Source organism: Chroococcidiopsis sp. SAG 2025 (assembly GCF_032860985.1).
Classification (GTDB): domain Bacteria; phylum Cyanobacteriota; class Cyanobacteriia; order Cyanobacteriales; family Chroococcidiopsidaceae; genus Chroococcidiopsis.
Map to the genome: position 1 here is coordinate 3054492 of NZ_JAOCNC010000001.1, position 17815 is coordinate 3072306.

15 protein-coding genes are annotated in these 17815 nt (G+C 42.4%); 5 read left to right on the forward strand and 10 right to left on the reverse strand.

The window, feature by feature from the left end; genetic code table 11:
- Window positions 1-65: 65 nt before the first annotated feature.
- A complete protein-coding gene (locus N4J56_RS14745; RefSeq protein WP_317107129.1) occupies window positions 66-710 on the forward strand; it encodes an MBL fold metallo-hydrolase in 645 nt (214 codons plus the stop codon).
- A 7-nt stretch (window positions 711-717) separates the two neighbouring features.
- Here the strand turns inward: N4J56_RS14745 and crtR are convergent, their stop codons facing one another.
- A complete protein-coding gene (gene crtR, locus N4J56_RS14750; RefSeq protein WP_410500502.1) occupies window positions 718-1650 on the reverse strand; it encodes a beta-carotene hydroxylase in 933 nt (310 codons plus the stop codon).
- Between the two features lie 191 nt (window positions 1651-1841).
- Here crtR and pyk point away from each other — a divergent pair, with 191 nt between their 5' ends.
- The 3 genes from pyk to N4J56_RS14765 all read left to right on the forward strand — a co-directional run bounded on the left by pyk (window position 1842) and on the right by N4J56_RS14765 (window position 4509).
- Window positions 1842-3608: a pyruvate kinase gene (gene pyk, locus N4J56_RS14755; RefSeq protein ID WP_317107131.1), complete on the forward strand. Its 1767-nt coding sequence runs from the start codon at window positions 1842-1844 to the stop codon at window positions 3606-3608.
- Between the two features lie 357 nt (window positions 3609-3965).
- Window positions 3966-4118 carry a hypothetical protein gene (locus N4J56_RS14760; protein ID WP_317107132.1) on the forward strand — a complete coding sequence of 51 codons (153 nt, stop codon included), beginning with the start codon at window positions 3966-3968 and terminating at the stop codon, window positions 4116-4118.
- Between the two features lie 4 nt (window positions 4119-4122).
- The gene (locus tag N4J56_RS14765; RefSeq protein WP_317107133.1) at window positions 4123-4509 is read left to right on the forward strand and encodes a transposase; all 387 of its coding nucleotides are present in this window, start codon (window positions 4123-4125) and stop codon (window positions 4507-4509) included.
- 76 nt (window positions 4510-4585) lie between these two features.
- Here the strand turns inward: N4J56_RS14765 and N4J56_RS14770 are convergent, their stop codons facing one another.
- From N4J56_RS14770 to N4J56_RS14790, 5 genes are all read right to left on the reverse strand, one after another.
- A complete protein-coding gene (locus N4J56_RS14770) occupies window positions 4586-7498 on the reverse strand; it encodes an ATP-binding protein (RefSeq protein WP_317107134.1) in 2913 nt (970 codons plus the stop codon).
- 37 nt (window positions 7499-7535) lie between these two features.
- A complete protein-coding gene (locus tag N4J56_RS14775; RefSeq protein WP_317107135.1) occupies window positions 7536-7895 on the reverse strand; it encodes a four helix bundle protein in 360 nt (119 codons plus the stop codon).
- Between the two features lie 85 nt (window positions 7896-7980).
- The gene (locus tag N4J56_RS14780; protein ID WP_317107136.1) at window positions 7981-10827 is read right to left on the reverse strand and encodes a DUF1156 domain-containing protein; all 2847 of its coding nucleotides are present in this window, start codon (window positions 10825-10827) and stop codon (window positions 7981-7983) included.
- Between the two features lie 397 nt (window positions 10828-11224).
- Window positions 11225-11422: a type II toxin-antitoxin system HicA family toxin gene (locus tag N4J56_RS14785; RefSeq protein WP_317107137.1), complete on the reverse strand. Its 198-nt coding sequence runs from the start codon at window positions 11420-11422 to the stop codon at window positions 11225-11227.
- Between the two features lie 3 nt (window positions 11423-11425).
- Complete coding sequence (locus N4J56_RS14790) at window positions 11426-11668, reverse strand: DUF1902 domain-containing protein (RefSeq protein WP_317107138.1); 243 nt, start codon at window positions 11666-11668, stop codon at window positions 11426-11428.
- Between the two features lie 131 nt (window positions 11669-11799).
- Between N4J56_RS14790 and N4J56_RS14795 the strand changes: the two genes are divergently transcribed.
- Window positions 11800-11955, forward strand: coding sequence for a hypothetical protein (locus N4J56_RS14795; protein ID WP_317107139.1), 156 nt, complete (start codon window positions 11800-11802; stop codon window positions 11953-11955).
- A 146-nt stretch (window positions 11956-12101) separates the two neighbouring features.
- On the opposite strand, the gene N4J56_RS14800 is transcribed toward N4J56_RS14795, so the two are convergent.
- The 4 genes from N4J56_RS14800 to N4J56_RS14815 form a co-directional block, all read right to left on the reverse strand.
- Window positions 12102-15473: a helicase-related protein gene (locus N4J56_RS14800; protein WP_317107140.1), complete on the reverse strand. Its 3372-nt coding sequence runs from the start codon at window positions 15471-15473 to the stop codon at window positions 12102-12104.
- A gap of 464 nt (window positions 15474-15937) precedes the next feature.
- Window positions 15938-16492, reverse strand: coding sequence for a hypothetical protein (locus N4J56_RS14805; RefSeq protein WP_317107141.1), 555 nt, complete (start codon window positions 16490-16492; stop codon window positions 15938-15940).
- A gap of 830 nt (window positions 16493-17322) precedes the next feature.
- The gene (locus N4J56_RS14810) at window positions 17323-17454 is read right to left on the reverse strand and encodes a hypothetical protein (protein WP_317107142.1); all 132 of its coding nucleotides are present in this window, start codon (window positions 17452-17454) and stop codon (window positions 17323-17325) included.
- Window positions 17455-17577: 123 nt separating this feature from the next.
- On the reverse strand, window positions 17578-17754 hold the full coding sequence (locus N4J56_RS14815; RefSeq protein WP_317107143.1) for a hypothetical protein: 177 nt from the start codon (window positions 17752-17754) through the stop codon (window positions 17578-17580).
- Between the last annotated feature and the right edge of the window lie 61 nt (window positions 17755-17815).

Consider the following 17815-nt stretch of genomic DNA (forward strand, 5'->3'; position numbering starts at 1 on the left):
GCCACCATAAGTTCACCATTAGACTCTCAATTTAACTTTTACCCCTCACTAATCATTCCCGAACTTTGCAAAACCAACCTACCCGTTCTCCCAAACTACCACAAGCAATTTGGCATAACGTATTTGCATTTCCACCCAATAGAGAGACGTTAGGAGGAACTGCTTATCTTATTGTAGAAAATCAAGGCAATATTCTGATAGATTCTCCAGGCTGGGACGAAGTGAATCGGGAATATCTCAATTCTCTAGGTGGAGTCCGCTGGTTATTTATGACGCACAGAGGTGCGATCGGTCAAACGCGACACCTGCAAGCAACGTACAACTGCGAGATTGTCATTCAGGAACAAGAAGCCTATTTGTTGCCAGGATTAAAAGTTACGACGTTTGAGCGAGAATTTGAGCTGGGAAATGGCATTGAAATTATCTGGACTCCTGGACATTCGCCTGGTTCTGCTTGCCTTTACTACCCGCAGCATGGGGGTATTTTGTTTTCTGGTCGTCATATTCTTCCCAATCTCCAAGGCGAACCAGCACCGCTGAGAACGGCAAAAACTTTCCACTGGTTACGCCAATTACGCAGCGTCAAACTCATTTGCGATCGCTTTACCCGTGAAACCTTACAATACATCTGCCCTGGGGCAAATACGGGGTTTCTACGGGGTCAGCGAGTTATTAGCAATGCGTATGAGAGATTGAATTGTGGTAGTTAGTAGTTGGTTATTGGTCATTGTGTAGAGACGTTACATGTAACGTCTCTACACTCGTTCTCTCTTTCCGATGCAACCTAATCCCTAGAAAGACATCGTAAAGAAAACTCCAAAAGTCTTTTCCTTGCCAGATACCTAGAGTTTGAGGACTGCCTTTGGCATCCAAAAGATGCTTGGTGGCATGGTATGCGGGTTGATATTTATACCAGGGAATTGAGGGCCATAGGTGATGGGTGAGGTGATAATTCTGTCCGCCGATCAATAGATTCAGTACCGGATTGGGATAAACTCTGGCATTTGTCCAACGTCCGCGATCGCTAAATGGACGATGGGGTAGATAATCAAAAAATAATCCTAAAGTCAGCCCAACAATAGCAGTTGGGATAAACCAAAAATTGAGGATATAGCCCAAAAAGTGATATTGAATTGAGATGTAAAAAATTGCTGCGACAATTGCACGGCTAATAAACCACTCTAATAGTTCGTATTTTCGCCACAATCGCCGCTGAAAGAAAAATACTTCATGATAGAAGAAGCGAGCATTAATTAACCACAGAGGACCACCAGTAGAGACAAAATGATCTGGATCGTTTTCTGGGTCGTTGACATGGGCGTGGTGCTGTAGGTGTACCCGCGTAAATACGGGAAACGAGAAAGCTAACATCATGGCGCTGCCATGCCCTAAAATTGCATTGATAATTCGATTAGGATGGGCAGCTTGGTGACAAGCATCGTGAATCACAGTGCCAGACATATGAATGGCAAGAACGTTAATTGTAAAGCAGCACCAGTGTTGCCACTCCCACAGCCAGTAACCGCAGTTGGATAATACCAATAAGGTCATGGCTACTAGAAACATCCACACATCGGGATTTATTTTCTCAGGAGGTGCTAAAAACTCCTTGGGAACTGTCAGTGGCTTCTTTGCCTCCGACGCGATCATCTTGACTCCTTTTGTTATCGGTTGTTGCAAATTATGTTGCAAATTATTATGGTACGTTCACTAGAATACTAAAGTTTTGTGTAGCATGAGTCATTTTTACTACTGCTACTAGCAATTTATTCTCTGGCGATCGGGTGATATACCGATCGCAGTACGATCTGTAGTTTGTTATCCCCTTGAAAGTTGCCTTCATGCAGTCAATAGACTCCGTTCGTCGCACTAAAATCGTCGCTACCATTGGTCCCGCTACTAGTAGCCCAGAAGTCCTCAAGGCATTGATTGAGGCTGGAGCAACCACTTTGCGGCTGAATTTTTCCCACGGCACTCACGCCGACCATCAACGCAGCATTCGCCTGATCCGGCAAACCGCTTTTGAATTGGATCGTCCGGTTGGAATTTTACAAGACTTACAGGGACCGAAAATTCGTCTGGGTAAGTTTGAGACTGGCTCGATTCAAGTGGGTCGGGGCGATCGCTTTACTTTAACTAGCGATCGCATTGTTGGGACTCAAGAGCGCAGTTGCGTGACTTACGATCTGCTAGCCGATGAAGTCCCCGTAGGAGCGACAATTTTACTGGATGATGGGCGAGTCGAAATGCTCGTGGAAGATGTCGATCGCAGTAACAAAGAATTGCACTGTTGCGTCACTGTGGGGGGCATTCTTTCTAATAATAAAGGGGTAAATTTTCCTGGGGTCTATCTATCCATTAAGGCAATGACAGATAAAGATCGCGAAGATTTACTTTTCGGTCTAGATCAAGGTGTAGATTGGGTAGCCCTTTCTTTCGTGCGCAATCCTCAAGACATCTTAGAAATTAAAGAAATTATTTCTAATGCAGGGAAACAAGTACCTGTAGTCGCCAAGATTGAGAAACACGAGGCGATCGATCAGATGGAGGCGATTTTGCCCCTGTGCGATGGCGTGATGGTGGCTAGAGGGGATTTGGGGGTAGAACTACCAGCGGAAGACGTGCCGATCTTGCAAAAGCGGTTGATCGTGACCGCAAATCGCTTGGGTATTCCAATCATCACGGCGACCCAAATGTTAGACAGCATGGTTCACAGCCCTCGACCGACTCGCGCTGAAGTCTCGGATGTGGCAAATGCAATTTTGGATGGCACGGATGCAGTGATGTTGTCGAATGAGACGGCGGTGGGGAAATATCCGGTGGAAGCCGTGGCAACAATGGCAAAAATTGCCGTGCGGATCGAACAGGAACAGGCTCTAGCCTCGCCTCCAGCCCATATCAAAGATGCGCGGCGATCGATCCCCAATGCGATCAGTCAAGCAGTAGGACAGATTGCCGAACAATTGGAAGCATCTGCAATTATGACGATGACGAAGACAGGTTCGACGGCGCGAAATGTGTCTAAATTTCGACCTCAGACTCCAATTCTTGCCGTCACTCCCCATGTCGATATAGCCCGACAGTTACAAATGGTGTGGGGGGTAAAACCGCTGCTGGTACTGGATTTAGCTTCGACGGGACAAACGTTTCAGTCGGCTCTTAATGTGGCACTAGAGAAAAATCTCTTAACAGAAGGAGATTTGGTCGTGATGACGGCTGGGACGCTTCAGGGAGTATCGGGATCGACAGACTTGATTAAGGTAGAAGTGGTGACAGCCTTACTCGGTCAAGGTATCGGCATCGGTCAGGGTTCCGTCAGCGGTCGCGCTCGGGTAGCTCACGCCGGGATAGATGTGAGTAAGTTTAATCCTGGGGAAATTTTAGTTGCGCCCCGCACTTCTGCTGATTTTGTCGATGCGATCCGCAAAGCCGCAGGAATTATCACTGAAGATGAGAGTCTTACCAGTCATGCTGCGGTCTTGGGTTTGCGTTTGGGGATTCCTGTCATTGTAGGAGTCAAACGCGCTACCGAAGTGATTCGGGATGGGGCAATTTTGACTTTAGATATGCAGCGGGGTTTGATTTATTCTGGGGCTGTGGGGGGTTAAGTAGAAGAGGCGATCGCATTCTGTTTGAGAAATTCAGATTGGGGTGCGATCGCGTTTTATAGATAATCTTTCGTCATGCTCTTACCGATAACTCAGTAAGTTAACCTCGAAGCAGGCACTAGTCTCTAAACGAATAATTCTCTCATTTACGTTTAACCTAGTGCCATCAGCCGTTAGACTAAATTATACGAATTGAGCAAAAGCATTAAACAATTCTTTTGCCTCCTTGATTATATCAATTGTCTTTGCATTTGGATTGTCAGCTAAGATAACAGCCTGATACAGATCTAAAAAAGTATTGAACTCCGTTTTTCTGATATCGATGACGGGAGTTGGAAGCGTATTCATGAGCATCTAGTGCAATGGGGAAGAGTGATGGAAGATCGCGCCCCCAGTCCTAGTGCTGCCAGTCTCGATTCCCAAACGGTTCCTACAGCCGTTATGGTGCATGAAGCCGTCGGCTATGATGGCGAAACGCATCAAAGGGTGAAAACGCTTTACTCTAGTTGATACGTTGGGATTACTGATTGCTGTGCGAGTCGTCGCAGGTAATGTGCCGGAACGGGAAGGGGCAAAGCAGTTGCTCCACCAGGTGCATCAAGAACGCCAGCGCCTCCCGCGACTTGCCCGCATTTGGGTCGATGGTGGCTTCTCGGGTGAAGACTTTCTGCACTGGGTCATCGATACTTTTCGTTGGATTTTAGAGGTGGTTTTGCGTCCCGACGGCTCTCAAGGATTCGTGCTGTTGCCTAAGCGGTGGATTGTAGTGCGTACTTATGGCTGGTTGCATTGGTGTCGTCGTCTCAATGCCGATTACGAGCGATTACCCACTTCTTCAGAAGCATTTATTCATAGTGCGATGATTCGACTGATGTTACGCAGGCTTGCCTCAGCTTTTTGACACCTTCTCCGTATTTCCAAACATCCTCTAATAGCTAATAGCTAATGGTTCATAGTTGATAGCCATTAGCTATTAGCTATTCTAGATGAGTATTTGCTTGAATATCCATTTCATCTAGTGGTTCCTCGATCGCATTGCGAATCCAGTTGGGATCGAATTCTTGTTTCGTATGCGCTCGAATCTCAATCTGAATATCCATATCATCAGCTTTGTCTGACAAAGCTTGGAGGACTTCAAACAATTGGAAAATTTGAAATTTTTTGGCAATTGTAGCTATCTTGTAGTGACGTGCTGGTTTTTTACCTTTGACGATTTCATCTAAAACAGTCTTTTTGATGCTGCTGGTTTGATACTCAATCAGCTTTTTGTTTTCTCCTGCTAAAATCTGCGAGCTATTCGTGTTTAAGTCATACTTGGATTTCTCAAATTCTACAACATCACTAGAGTTGTCTTCAGTTGCAGAATTAGGACTTGTTTCGCTTGTGCTTTGCTTAGATTCAATAGAGTCTATTAATTGAGTAACTAATTTAGGTGATAAAAGATAGCCACTCAGGTCTAGCTCATCAGGGTTAATAACTCGCTTAAAGCTAATCAAATTTGCATTCTCAATAGTAGGTATACTGCTATTTGAATGAACGGTAATAAATGGAATATAGCCAAAATTTCCTTCTTCTATGGCTTTTATTATTGCCTTTTGAATAACTGCAATATCTAAAATTTTAGGTAAATTAGGAAAACGGAAGAAAAAACCGGCTAAATCTTCAGCTTTGATGTATCCTGTTTCTGAGACATCTAAACCAGAGTGTTGAAATAGTTTAGCTGGTTTGATAGTGTCAAAAACATGGTTTTTTAGAGCGTCTAGAATGCGGTCTTGAAGATTCTGGCTGGTGTTGAGTTGAGATTGTAAATCTATCGTTTCTAGCCGAATGGGATTAGTGCCATCTTTACAAGGTAATGGTAACAAAATGTATTCATACAAGCGGCGTAGAGCAGCACTAACTACACTATTAGCATCCTTTGCTTTACTATTAAATTCCTCTATATCCTCAGCCGTAAACTTATATTTGGCTTTTTGCTCTAGGAGGGAGGCGATCGCTAAAGCGTTTCTAGCTCCCTTACGTGCCTTATCCATTTCTGCTTTATGGGGAACTACAAAAGCTAGAGCATTCTTATATTCCCTTTTATCCTTACCTCGTTGCTCTAGCCAAGTCATAGCATCTGCTAAGACGGCTTCTCGGCTTTTTTCTGCCCAGTCAGGATTGAGGTAAGCGATACTGAACCTAGATTCGTTATCAGCGATCGCGATTGAATCTTTTGCCCACAGTACCACTTTGCCGCGACTAGTTTGTAAAATCTTGCTTAACTCGGTTTTAATTTTTTCTAAAACATCATCAGCAGAAATTTTTTCTTCCTCATCCGCAATTAGTTTATTCAGATTCGCCTTGGTTTCAAACCTGTAGCGTCGCCCGACGTAGTGTAGGTACAGCAGTTGTTCGCGCAAATCGCTCAAAGTGGCGGCGATCGTATTTCGGTCTAGTCCTGGGGCAAGGCAAGCGGCAGTTACTTCTTGTTCCATTACGCCTCTATCTTCACCGTTGCGAGTCCCAAAAGAATACATCAAAATCGCTGAAGCCAGTCTAGTTCCGACTTTCAGCACGCTCAATGCTGGTGAATCTTGAGCAATCCGCTTATCTACAGCTTTTACCTTCGCTTTGCGACCAATTAAATCTGCGGCAATAACTGTGATATAACGTTCCCGTTCGTTGACTTGGGAGAAAAACGCGCCTCTAACTCCTTCATCATCAAAGGGAATACTACCAGCACCGATCAATAGTGAAGTATCTCCAACAGAGTGCAAAGCGTAAACTACCCGCGCCAAAAATTGTAAGGCTCCACGGGTACGCTGATAGCTGGGTAAGCTACCCCACCGATAATACATTAAATCGAGCAGATCGGGATGAAATGGATAGCTAAATTGAATTCTTTCTGCTAGAAGATCGGCTTGCTGCTGAACTTCCTGCTTACCTCGACTAGTATCTTCAAAGCTTTCTCGGTATTTACGAAACAGTTCTGCTTGAGAAAGGGCGATTTCCTGAATGACTGCTGGATCTCCCACGTTGGTAAATAACCGCCGCTGGATCACTTTCATCACTTCGTCACCAGAAACGGGTTCTTTTTTAGCATCAATGCGGCTGACTAATTTATCTAAGATATTTAGGAGTCCTTCATCGCCTACCGCTTCTTGAACGCTAGCTTGTAATGAGTAAACTAAGACTGTTTTGGGCAATTCTCGCACAACTTCAGTTAGCTTTTGTACGAAAGTCAAAACTTGGCGACCAAAAGTTGAATCCCCTACGACTAAACCCATAGCATTAGAGACGTAGACGAGAACTTCATCCATCAACAGTAGAATGGATTTATTGCCAAAAATTTTCCTCAATACATCATTACCAGGGGCAATACGTTGTCGATCGGCTGTTTCTACCAAAGCATAAGCTTCTGCACCGCCAATCTGCCATGCTAAATGTCCCCAAGGAGTTAAAATATGAGAACCATTTTCAATTTGAATTCCGATAGTCGGATCTAAATCGTTGCCAATAAACTCGGCAACTTTTACCTGTCCAGGGTTAGGTAATGTGGATAAATCTGGAAAATCTTGCAAGCGATCGCGACTGGTAGCAATATGATAAAGACTGACGAGGGCGTGAGTTTTACCGCCACCAAAGGGAGTACGCAATTGTAAAACGCGATCGCCCCTTTCTCCCTGCAATCCCCTAAGTACGTCTTCCAGCAGCTTTCTTAACTCTTTGGTGAGATAAGTTGCTTTAAAAAACTCACGGGCATCGCGATAAACTCTAGGACAAGTCGAGTCTTGACGAATGACTGCACCCAAGCTAGCGGCATAGTGTGAGGTATCTAATCTACCTTCTAAAATATCTGGGTGTGGGGTAACAATTTGAGTCCAAGGTTTTAGTTGATAAGCGTTCATTGTTAATTGCTAATTGCTAATTGCTACTTGTTAGTTGTTAATTGCCGATAGATTTTAAGTAGGCGTTAAGTTTGGGGGATAGTTCGTCAATTATTGGTTTGATTGTGTTTACTTGTTCTTTGGTTAAGAGATTTCGAGTATATGCTCGTCTCAACCAATGAATTGTTTCATTTAAAGAACCTCTAGCGATTTTCACAAAACGTCGATTGTCTTGAAAGTTATATCGTCCTTCACCCTCTGCAATGTTTGCACCAATGCTATCGGCAGCACGAACAATTTGCTTACCAACCGTATCTTTAGCAAATTGATTCCAAGCTTCAACCAGATGCCAAATTTCATCTGCTAGTTTCTCAGCCAATTGATATACTTGTAACTTTTCAAAATTAGGTTTTCCCATATAGATTGCTAATTGTTCGTTGCTAATTGTTCATTGCCATTAGCCATTAGCCATTAGCCATTAGCCATTAGCCATTAGCTATTAGCTATTTGCTTTGGGTGAAAAGATTGTCTTCTATGAGCCGTTTCCACGAAGCCAGTAGAGTGTCTATAGCTCGTTGCTCTTGGGTACGGTTGATGGCAACTTCTTGCCCAGTGTTAGCAATTAGGGTACGTCCAGCTAAAGCTTGGGCGACGAGGCGCAGTTGGTTAGCATCAGGTTGGGCTAGGGCAATAAAGCTAGAAATATCTTGGGGTTTCTTCTCTGCTAGGTACAGCAGGCGATGAAGGATGTCAATTAATGTAGGGCTAATTGCTAATTGTTCATTGCTAATTGTTCCATTAGCCATTAGCTGATAGCTATTAGCAGATTTAATAATGCCTAATTCTTCGTGGGAACCTCTTTCGCTATAATCGCGCAGTTGTACTTGATTTTTGGTTTTCTTGATAAGGGCGAGTTTGCCGTCAGTTAGTCCACCAACTCCATCGAGTTCGACACCTACACCCCGCGCTAGGGTATTGGCTTCGTCAAATTCAACTATGGCTTCGCCGTATTCGTAGCGTCCCAGGATGTAGTATTGGGTAGGTTTATCGACAGCACTCACGCCGCGTTTGTCGCAGAATAATACTTCTGTAAGGATGGTTTCGAGGACTTCTTTTTGTACTTCGTCCAAGAAGGTTTGAGCATTCAGTTCGTCGCCGTTGGGCAGTTCTACGCGATCGTATTGGGTGTATGCTCGTAATCCAGCACCGACGCAGGCAATGACGAGATCTGCACCTGTGACACCTTCTTCCATCAGGGTTTTGACTCTTTCTTTGACGATTTCTGCTAGTTGGGGTTTGACTTGGGTTGCATAGTCGCCCACGGTTGAATCTGTACGTTTGCGGGCAACGAGGAAGATGCTGGAAGCGAGTGCAGCTGAATTTTGACCGCGCAACCGCGATCCCATTTCAGTATCAAGAGGCCATGCTTCGGTAATGGTAAATCCTGCCCGTCTCAGGGAGTCAATTAGCGTTACCCATCCTGATGTAGTTTTGTGAGCATACACGACAACCATCACGCCACCTGGTTTCAGCACTCTACTAGATTCGCAGAATGCTTTGTGCATCATGTCTTCGTAGGCTTTTGCTGCTTTGGCTTTATTACCTTCGTGTCGCGAAGGTTCCATGATGGCTTCATTTTTCTTGGGAGTTAGTTGACCGGAAAAATGCTCTGGATAAAGATGACCAATAGAGCGTTTTAGCCAAACATAGAAAAAGTCTGAAAGATCGGCATAGGGTACAGAATCAAAATAAGGCGGATCTGTAATGACTGCATCTAAATATTCTGATTCAAATGGCAATGACATCGCAGAACCGCGTTGAGTATTGGCAAATTTATCTAGAAGAGTGATGTTAATGCTATCTAAAACTCTTGTAAGATGTTCTTTCCATGAGCCGGATGATTTGCCAGTAGGGACATTTTCACCGAAGTCCCAGACCATTGGAATTGCTTGTCTACCAAAGAGATTTCTTGCACATTGCGCTACTGGTTCATAGTGACATAAAGAGTTATTAATATCAGAAATCTTGCTTAGTAGCAAGCCGAGATAAGTTGCGATCGCTTTTCCCAAATCCTCCTTATACCCTTGCTGTACCATCTCTTCATGTGCTAGCTTCACCCACTTCACAAATGTCATTAGTGCTAGCAGTTGCCGAGAAGTAAACAGCTTGCCAAAATTATCTAAACCGTATAAATGAGTAAAAAATGCTCTCGTGTCGCCAGAAAAAATTGGTTCATTAGGAATCGTTAAATTTGTTTCTTTACAAATCTGTTCTAACCTTAATTGAATAGCTGCATCATCTGGAACATAATTTTGATAGCGATCGCCAGATAGATAAGTCTTACCCTTAGAGCCTGGAGTAGTACAGACAATTGCCATTAATTGCTGATTAATTTTGCTAGCTTTACCTTGCTCTTTTATGTAATCACTTTTAACTGTTGTCCCACAATGCCGACAGATAGAATTCCCCCTGGAACTACCAGTGGCAGGGTCAAAACCTAATCCTTTTTCTGTGGTTGATTCAACGACTTCAAATTCAACTTCTTTTGTCTCATAATTTGGAATAACTTTAAGCGCAACATATTTTTTCGACTTCTTGCACAACCAAGTTTGGCGCACTAATGGCACAGATGCACCACAAGCAGGATTAGGACATTTAACTGTGCGCGTCCACAAATAAGCAACTGGTGTAAGAGTTTTGGCTAAACTTAACTGCTTGGGTTTAGATTTTGGCAATAATTCTATTTGCTCAAATTCTTCTGGTAAAACTTCATCTATTTTAATCGCTGGATAAAGATCGCCAATTTCTGCTCGAACATTTTCAATAACCCAATTACCCCACTTTTCTACTTCATCAGCTAATTTCTTTCCATACTTTTGAGGATAAACCAGAGTGCAAAGCTCAATAATATGAGCAACTGGATTCAAATCTATCGCATAAGTTTCACAACCCAAACGCAAAGCCTCTAACGGTATCGCGCCTCCACCAGCGAAAATATCCAAAACTTTTGGCGGTGGCACTTCATTCAATGGAGTATCTGCTGGTAAATTTAATCTTTCTCTTTGAGCTTCTAATATTTTCTTTTTAGCTCTATCAATTGTATTTTCTCCTGCCTCCCAGCGGCAGAGTTCAACCATCGTTTTCTTTAAGCAAGTACGTTTTTGATAAGTTTCTGGTGCAGCAACCAAAGCTGCAAAAACTGCTGCCCGTGCTGCTACTAAAGGTCGCCGCGCCCACCATAAATGCAAAGTTGAAATATGTCCTTTGCGAATAAATTTCTCTCGCGCTGCCTCGGCAGAAATCTCGCGAATAGGAATAAAATCTTCAATTAAGCGACGCTCTATGTTCATAGTTAATAGCTAATAGTTAATTGTTAATTGTTAATTGCTAGTTAAGTTAAAGTAAATGAATAATAAGCAGGTGAAACGAATCCGCATAACTGTTTGCAGCTCAATCTGAAATTTACAGTTTCTTGTAAATTTTTGTAAAATTAAAGTTGTAGAAATCACAGCTATATATGCTGTTTCTAAAGTAAAAATTAAAAATTAGTTATTGATAAAATATTAACCTCTAAAATCTAAATGAATAGAGGATTTTTACGGATAGCATGAGCTTGCTAGCTTAATTCGCTAACAAAAACATCGGTGAAATTACAGAAGATTACAAATCTGTTAACAAGTATTTAAGCCGTTTGATGTATAGATACTATTTATAAATTAGAAGATAATAATCTCAATTTGAGAAAATTTAAAAAGCTTTATCGAGTCCTGCTTGTTTCAAAACTGCGTTAGCTGTATGACGCGATTTGATAGAACTATCTACTACAAAATTTCGTTCTGTAATCGGACTGTACCAAATTTCATGGTTGCCTCTACCTTGCCGTATAAAGTAGCACCCAGCTTCAGAAAGTAACTTTTTTAAATCGGGAGTAAAAGACGCACTCATTTATTAAGCAACTTCTATTAATTCTTGACGATAACTAATTAAGTAAAAGCTAATAGAGCCTACATAATTAGTGGGCAAAACTTTATTTAAAGTAACGAGTTCGGGAATCATATCTCGAAGTTTTTGTGTAAGAAATTCAAGAGTAGAAGCTTCAGTAGCTAACCCAGGAATATCATCACTAGTTGCTACCCAAACTTGTGCGTCTGAATCCCAAAACGCTTGAATTTGAAATTTAGTTTGTGTCACGATATAACTCTCATATAATCTCTCTTTTTTCAATCGTAGCAGTTAACCTTTGAAGTACAGAGAGGTTTTTGGAGCGGCAAGAACGTCTTAGACACAGGTAGGTAAGAGATATGTCTGAGGAAACTAATAAAATGACTAACAAAGAAGTTGCTCAGTGGCAAGAGGAGTTACTAAAACTCGAACCCAATTGCTCGACTGGTAAGCTTGGCACACCCCAAGAGCAAAAACAGAAGATTGATGCACTGCTAGCTAGGGCTAGAGCCAGAAAGAAATTGGCTAATGGCTAATGGCTAACAGCTAATGGCAATGAACAATGAACAATTAGCCATTAGCAACGAACAATTAGCCATTAGCAATGAACGATCGCAACGCCTCAGCCCCAACTAGATACCGCGTGACTTGCTTGATTTCCTTTGCCTCTCCTGCCAGAACCCTAGCAGGGTTTTGAATTGTTAGCAGTTGCGGATTTGGAGTATTGCCAACCCCAGACGACATACAGCCAGTAGGAATCTCCCAATTGCTGGGCTTTGCGCCACTCATTGATTGTAAGCGACACTGGTTGATTGAATTGGGCGCGTCCTTTGACTTCAATTCGTCGCACGGGGGATTTTCCGGTGACTGGATCTGCCGCTCCGACACTGCGAATATCAAACCCGCTGCCATCGCCATCTTTACTAATATCCTGCGGCTGCCAACCGCGATCGCGTTCGTAGTTCATCACAAATTGCATGGCGATCGCTTCCACTTCGGGATCGTTTCGCATTTGGGCGCAGTCTGTCACAACTGCCGCACCTGGATAGACTAGGGCAGTACCTAAATAGGCAACGCGACCAGGACGCACAATTTTGAGATAATCTAGTTCTGTCTGTTTGGTTTTGTAGCGTTCTTGTAAATCGCGCACTTTCTTTTGGGCGTTGTCTCTGGAAACTCGATAAGTTTCATCCCCAGCTGCGACTTTCGCCGCCAATTTCATCTGTTTGCTTTGCTCCTCCCGAATCTTTGATTCCATCGCCCGTTGCAAATAATCTTGGCGAATCTGTAATTCTCGCTGGCGGTTTTGCTGTTCTTGTTTAATCGTGGCAAACTGAATTTTGACCTTGAGCCATTCTTCCACCTGCTGTTGTTCTTGAGGTGTGGGCGGTTGAATCGTCAAGTTTGGTGGTGATTCTAAAGCGGGAGCGAGATCGTGTAGGACATCTGGGGATACTAATGTGAGTTGTCCGTCAGTTGATTGGGCGATGCCCTGAAAGGGCGATGCTTCGCTTATCGCACACAATTGGGCTTTAATTACCACATCCTTACCTTGTCGTTGCTGTCCGGCTACCTGCACCTCAAAGAAGTAGATCCGGTATGGTTTATCGGCATCGGCATCGAGAAAAATGGCGGTTCTACTGCGGACTTGTTCGTTCAGTTGGAGATCTAACCGTTCCGCGATCGCGGCAAACAAGGGGTGTCCAGGTGAGAGTAATTCCGCATCCTGATGGGTAGCGTTCGATAAATGCTCTTTATAAAAAGTTAGCTTGGGATAGTTTTTTTCTGGCGTTCCCAACCGTCGCACGGCATGTAAATTGCCAGAACGAAACTCTTCTTTGACGTAGGGGATGCGCCACAAACCATCGGCACGGGTTTCTAAATTCACTCTGAAAAACTCGCAAGTTCGTTTAAAAAATTCCTCGACATAGCGCGGCATCAACCGCTGTTCTTCTGAAATATAGTCTTTGGTTTGAGTGCGACGAATTTGAGATAAATCTACATGGGTAGTTGCTAGTGCTACACCTGTTGCTTGTTCTAATTCTTCTAGGCGTTTGGGATCGAGTTTTTCAATCTGCGTTAGGACTTCGTCTTCCAAAGCTTTGCCGTAGGTGGCTTCGCGTAACATCTCCTCAAATCGGATATCGTTGAGTTGCAGCAGTTGCCCAATCACATCAAACACGCGATCGCTGTCCATCGCGGCGCGAATTTCATCTAGCTTTGACAGCAGTTTTTCTAATACTCGCCCTTCTACAGTATTGAGGGCAGCAAAGTTAAAAATATAAACATTCTGCTTTTGACCGATGCGGTGAATGCGCCCCATCCGTTGTTCTAAACGGTTGGGGTTCCAGGGTAAATCGTAGTTAATCATCAACCGACAAAATTGCAAATTGATTCCTTCTCCTGCTGCTTCTGTCGCCAAGCAAATCTGTTTATGAAGTTGGAAATCCTTTTGAGCATCTTTCCTTGCTACGACATTCATACCGCCATGAATTTCGCAGGTGCTATAGCCCCAGTCGCTGAGATTTTTTTTGAGATATTCCAGCGTATCTCGATGCTCGGTAAATATGAGTAGTTTGCCGCGTCCGTCTTTTAGTTCGTCAAATTCTGCTCGTGTCAAGCAATCTTTGAGGGCGTTGAGTTTTTTCTCTGTACCGATGTCAATTGTCTGCTGGGCTAATTTCACTAACCGCTCTAGTTCCCGTAATTCCTCGCGCAATTGATCTAATTGTTCTGCTACAGTTGACTCAACTGCTAGGTTGTCTAATTCCTCTTCATCGCAGTCATCGCTTTCTAATTCAGCATCCACTGGCTTGCCTAAATTTAACAGGCGATCGCGTTGTTCGGCGACAGATAACCCAGCCAATTCTTCCAGCAGATCGGCAAATCGTCGCTGTCGTTTTTTCAACGAGCTGAAAATCGCATTCAGGCTGCTTGCCAATCGTCGCTGTAACACGGTTCGCGCCAAAGCTACTGCGGCTTGCTTCCGTCCTTTGGTTTTTCCTAAATATTTGTTGATGTATTTTGTTACTTGTTCGTACAAATACTTTTCTGGTTTGGATAGCTCAAAAGGTATTGTCAGTGGGATGCGATCGCGAAATAATTTGCGACCGTCGAAATCTACTAATTCTTCTTTAATCCGGCGCAAAAACCAGGGGCTATCTTCCAGTTTCAGGATTTGGGGATTCAGTTGGTCGGAGATAAACTGATCGGGATCGAGCAATCGCAGAAAGTTATGGAATTGATCGACATTACCTTGGTGTGGTGTAGCGGTGAGTAGCAAAATCCGCTCGGAAATCCGCGATAATTCTTCTGCCAACTTGTAACGCCCAGTGCGGCGCAGGTCTTCTCCCTGAGTCCGAGCCGAGCATTTATGCGCTTCGTCAATGATGACTAAATCCCAATCTACTTGCAGGATACCTGGGACGATATCATCCCGCTTGGCAAAATCAATCGAAGCAATACACTGACGGAATCTCTCCCAAGGATTCCCCGCCAACTGCCCTTTAGCCACAACTGAGTTAATGACTTCAAAGGTTTCCGAAAACTTAATTTTTAGCTCATCCTGCCATTGCAGGGTTAAGGGTGCTGGGGCAAGAATTAAAACTCGTTCGACGGCATTTCTTAGCTTCAATTCCTTCAGTAGCAGCCCTGCCATAATCGTCTTTCCAGCCCCAGGATCGTCAGCTAGTAAGAATCGCAGCCTTACTTGGGGTAGGATGCGCTCGTAGACAGCTTCTAACTGGTGTGGTAGGGGACGAACTCCACTCAGGCTAACGGCAAAATGAGGATCGTGGTCGTATGCTGTTTTAATGCGGGCTGATTCAATAAATAAGAAAAACCGATCTGCCTCTACAGGAACTTCCGATTCCTGCTCGTCGCTGGCTAAAATTGCCTCGGCTTCTGCTGCTGTGAGGTAAGCATCGTGTAATTCACCGATCGCGTCGCGAACTCTTAGTAACCATGTATCATCTAAAAGTTTTGCTGATTCAACCGTTACAGCACCAGTAAATTGTCCTGGTATAGAGATCCGTTTCCCGAAGAGTCGTGACATCTGAATCGCTAATAGCTAATGGCTAACGGCTAATGGCAATGAACGATTAGCAATTAGCCATTAGCTATTAACAATATGGCTTTTTACTCTTGCGATCGCATCCGTTCTGCTAGGGTTATTTCACAAACAAGAAAAGTGTTTTGGGGTAAAGTTGGGGTAAAATTTTCGCTAAATATCTGAAACCTCTGTAAATCGAACCTTTGCCATAGCCTTCCAAGCTATTGATGCGAGTTCGATTCTCGCTGCCCGCTTTTTGACCAAAATTCCTGAAACTCACGGTTTTAGGGGGTTTTCAGTTTTATAAGCGCTAGTTTTTCAGTACATGCGTTCTAAACCGATCCTCGTAATCTAACAATTTTGGACAGTTTTGGGTTTAATTAAATACGACCCAGACATATCAGTAAATCGGGCAATAAACCAAAATCATTTATTAATAATGTTGAAAAATTTTTCTATGTGACCTGTTAGAGCAATCGTTTTCTCAGCCACCAAGCCATAAGACTAAAGATGATACCAAGTGCAACACTAAAACTAAAAGGATATTCGCAATAGTAAGGAATTTTAGGAAAAAAATCTTTATATTCTTTCTCACTACTACAAAAATCTTTAGCAGGATCGCTTACTAAAGATACAGTGACTACGCCAACACCTAGAATAGCTACAAGCTCTTGAAAGTTGCGATCGCGTTCGGCTTTTTCAACTTCTATACGACTACGGATAGTATTAATTGTATCTTCTAAAAGTTTCAAACCAAGCTGCATATTTTCAATATCTTTAGTAATTTGTAATAAATATTTTTTTGTAGCTAAGTTACTAAACTCTTCTAAAAAACCTAACTGACTATCTTGACTTGCCTTTTCTTTAATAAAAGTCAAGCGAGTTTGATAGTCAGACAAATTAATCTCGATAACTTGTTTTTGAAAGGAAAATTTTAGTAAGTCAATCGTATACTGTTGAAGAACATCATTAATATTTTTAAAATTTTTCGAGAAGTTGTAAAATTTTGTCGGTTGTGCCAATAATTATCTTTGTCAATAATTTTGCGATTCTCTTCAATTTGTTTATAGTGATTAATCAGAGATTCTTTGACTAATCGACTTTGCCAATAAGCCCATATAATTTTATTCCTATAGCAAAATAACCCCATCCAATCTGAATAAAAATCTGCAGCTCTTTCAGCTCTTTCTCGATTGGGGTAAATAGCAATAATAACATGGCGATCGCCACCTCCTACAGAAGGGCTTATCTTCTCTATACTTTTATTTAAATTTTGCGATCGGCAAAACTCAAAAATATTTCCGCCTAAAAAGTACCTCTACCTTTTGTTGCCAATTCTTATCCTGAAACAAGGCGTAATAGCAATCTAGGACAATATCTTCATTTTGCAAGGGATCGTTTGGTAACCACCCAGAAAGCATCCATGTTTGTCCAATTGATGCCAGTTCTCGATCTAGTCGGCTTTCTATTTCAGTTTTAGACTTGTAAAACATTTAGCTGGTTGAGGATCGGTTTGATTTTTAATAGAACAATCAATTTGTAACCCATAAGTATCGTTGAGTCTAACAGGATAATAGTATCCTTCTAAAGCTTTATTGTTTGGCTTGAAGTCAGCTTGAGCAGGATCTATAAGTTCTAAATACTCAACTTCACAGTCAAGGTCGTTGACTTGAATAGAATCGGAAAATAGAGATAAAAATTTACCTTATTTCTTTCTATTTCTTCGTGAGTTGCATTGAGAGGAGTTTTAAAGCATATACAAATAGATCGAGAGTAGGATAGATTAAATCACTCATGAGGTATTTGAAAGATAAACGTTAATTTACTTAGACTGGTCAATCTAAAATTTCTTTTACCTTATCCAAAACCTCAGTTGCTTAACTGTTTCTTCTGGTTGTTCGGAACTACCAATAATGATGACAACATTATTAAGTTGGTTTTCATATCCTCCCGCTTCAGTTTTCGGCTTATAGCCTTTAGTCATAACGGTTCTATTAAGAGCGATGAGCTTATTTGTTTCAGCCTCAGTAGGAAGTAAATTACTAGGAATTTCTTCTACATTCTCTAAGCGTTTTTATAATGCTGATATGAACGATCTAAGTCAGGATTAGCAGTAATTATCTCTGTCAAATTTTTTAGTATGGTTCTTCCAAGCTTTCGGTTGAGTGTCTAATTGCTTTGCAACTTCCTTAAGTTTTTGTTTTTCTGAATCGCTCAGAGAAGTTTTTAAGTCTTGGAAAGCAAGTAAAAACGCCATGATAGTACTATCACTCTTCATATTCATAAGTTTCGACCTTAAACTCACTACCGCTTAGTATAAACAGAGCTAAGCTATGCAATTACTG

Coding starts and splice junctions, on each gene's coding strand:
- N4J56_RS14785 (WP_317107137.1), bottom strand. CDS start 11,422: ATGAGTGCGTCTTTTACTCCCGATTTAAAAAAGTTACTTTCTGAAGCT.
- N4J56_RS14780 (WP_317107136.1), bottom strand. CDS start 10,827: ATGAACATAGAGCGTCGCTTAATTGAAGATTTTATTCCTATTCGCGAG.
- N4J56_RS14800 (WP_317107140.1), bottom strand. CDS start 15,473: ATGTCACGACTCTTCGGGAAACGGATCTCTATACCAGGACAATTTACT.
- crtR (WP_410500502.1), bottom strand. CDS start 1,650: ATGATCGCGTCGGAGGCAAAGAAGCCACTGACAGTTCCCAAGGAGTTT.
- N4J56_RS14775 (WP_317107135.1), bottom strand. CDS start 7,895: ATGGGAAAACCTAATTTTGAAAAGTTACAAGTATATCAATTGGCTGAG.
- N4J56_RS14810 (WP_317107142.1), bottom strand. CDS start 17,454: ATGACTAAAGGCTATAAGCCGAAAACTGAAGCGGGAGGATATGAAAAC.
- N4J56_RS14770 (WP_317107134.1), bottom strand. CDS start 7,498: ATGAACGCTTATCAACTAAAACCTTGGACTCAAATTGTTACCCCACAC.
- N4J56_RS14795 (WP_317107139.1), top strand. CDS start 11,800: ATGACTAACAAAGAAGTTGCTCAGTGGCAAGAGGAGTTACTAAAACTC.
- pyk (WP_317107131.1), top strand. CDS start 1,842: ATGCAGTCAATAGACTCCGTTCGTCGCACTAAAATCGTCGCTACCATT.
- N4J56_RS14815 (WP_317107143.1), bottom strand. CDS start 17,754: ATGAATATGAAGAGTGATAGTACTATCATGGCGTTTTTACTTGCTTTC.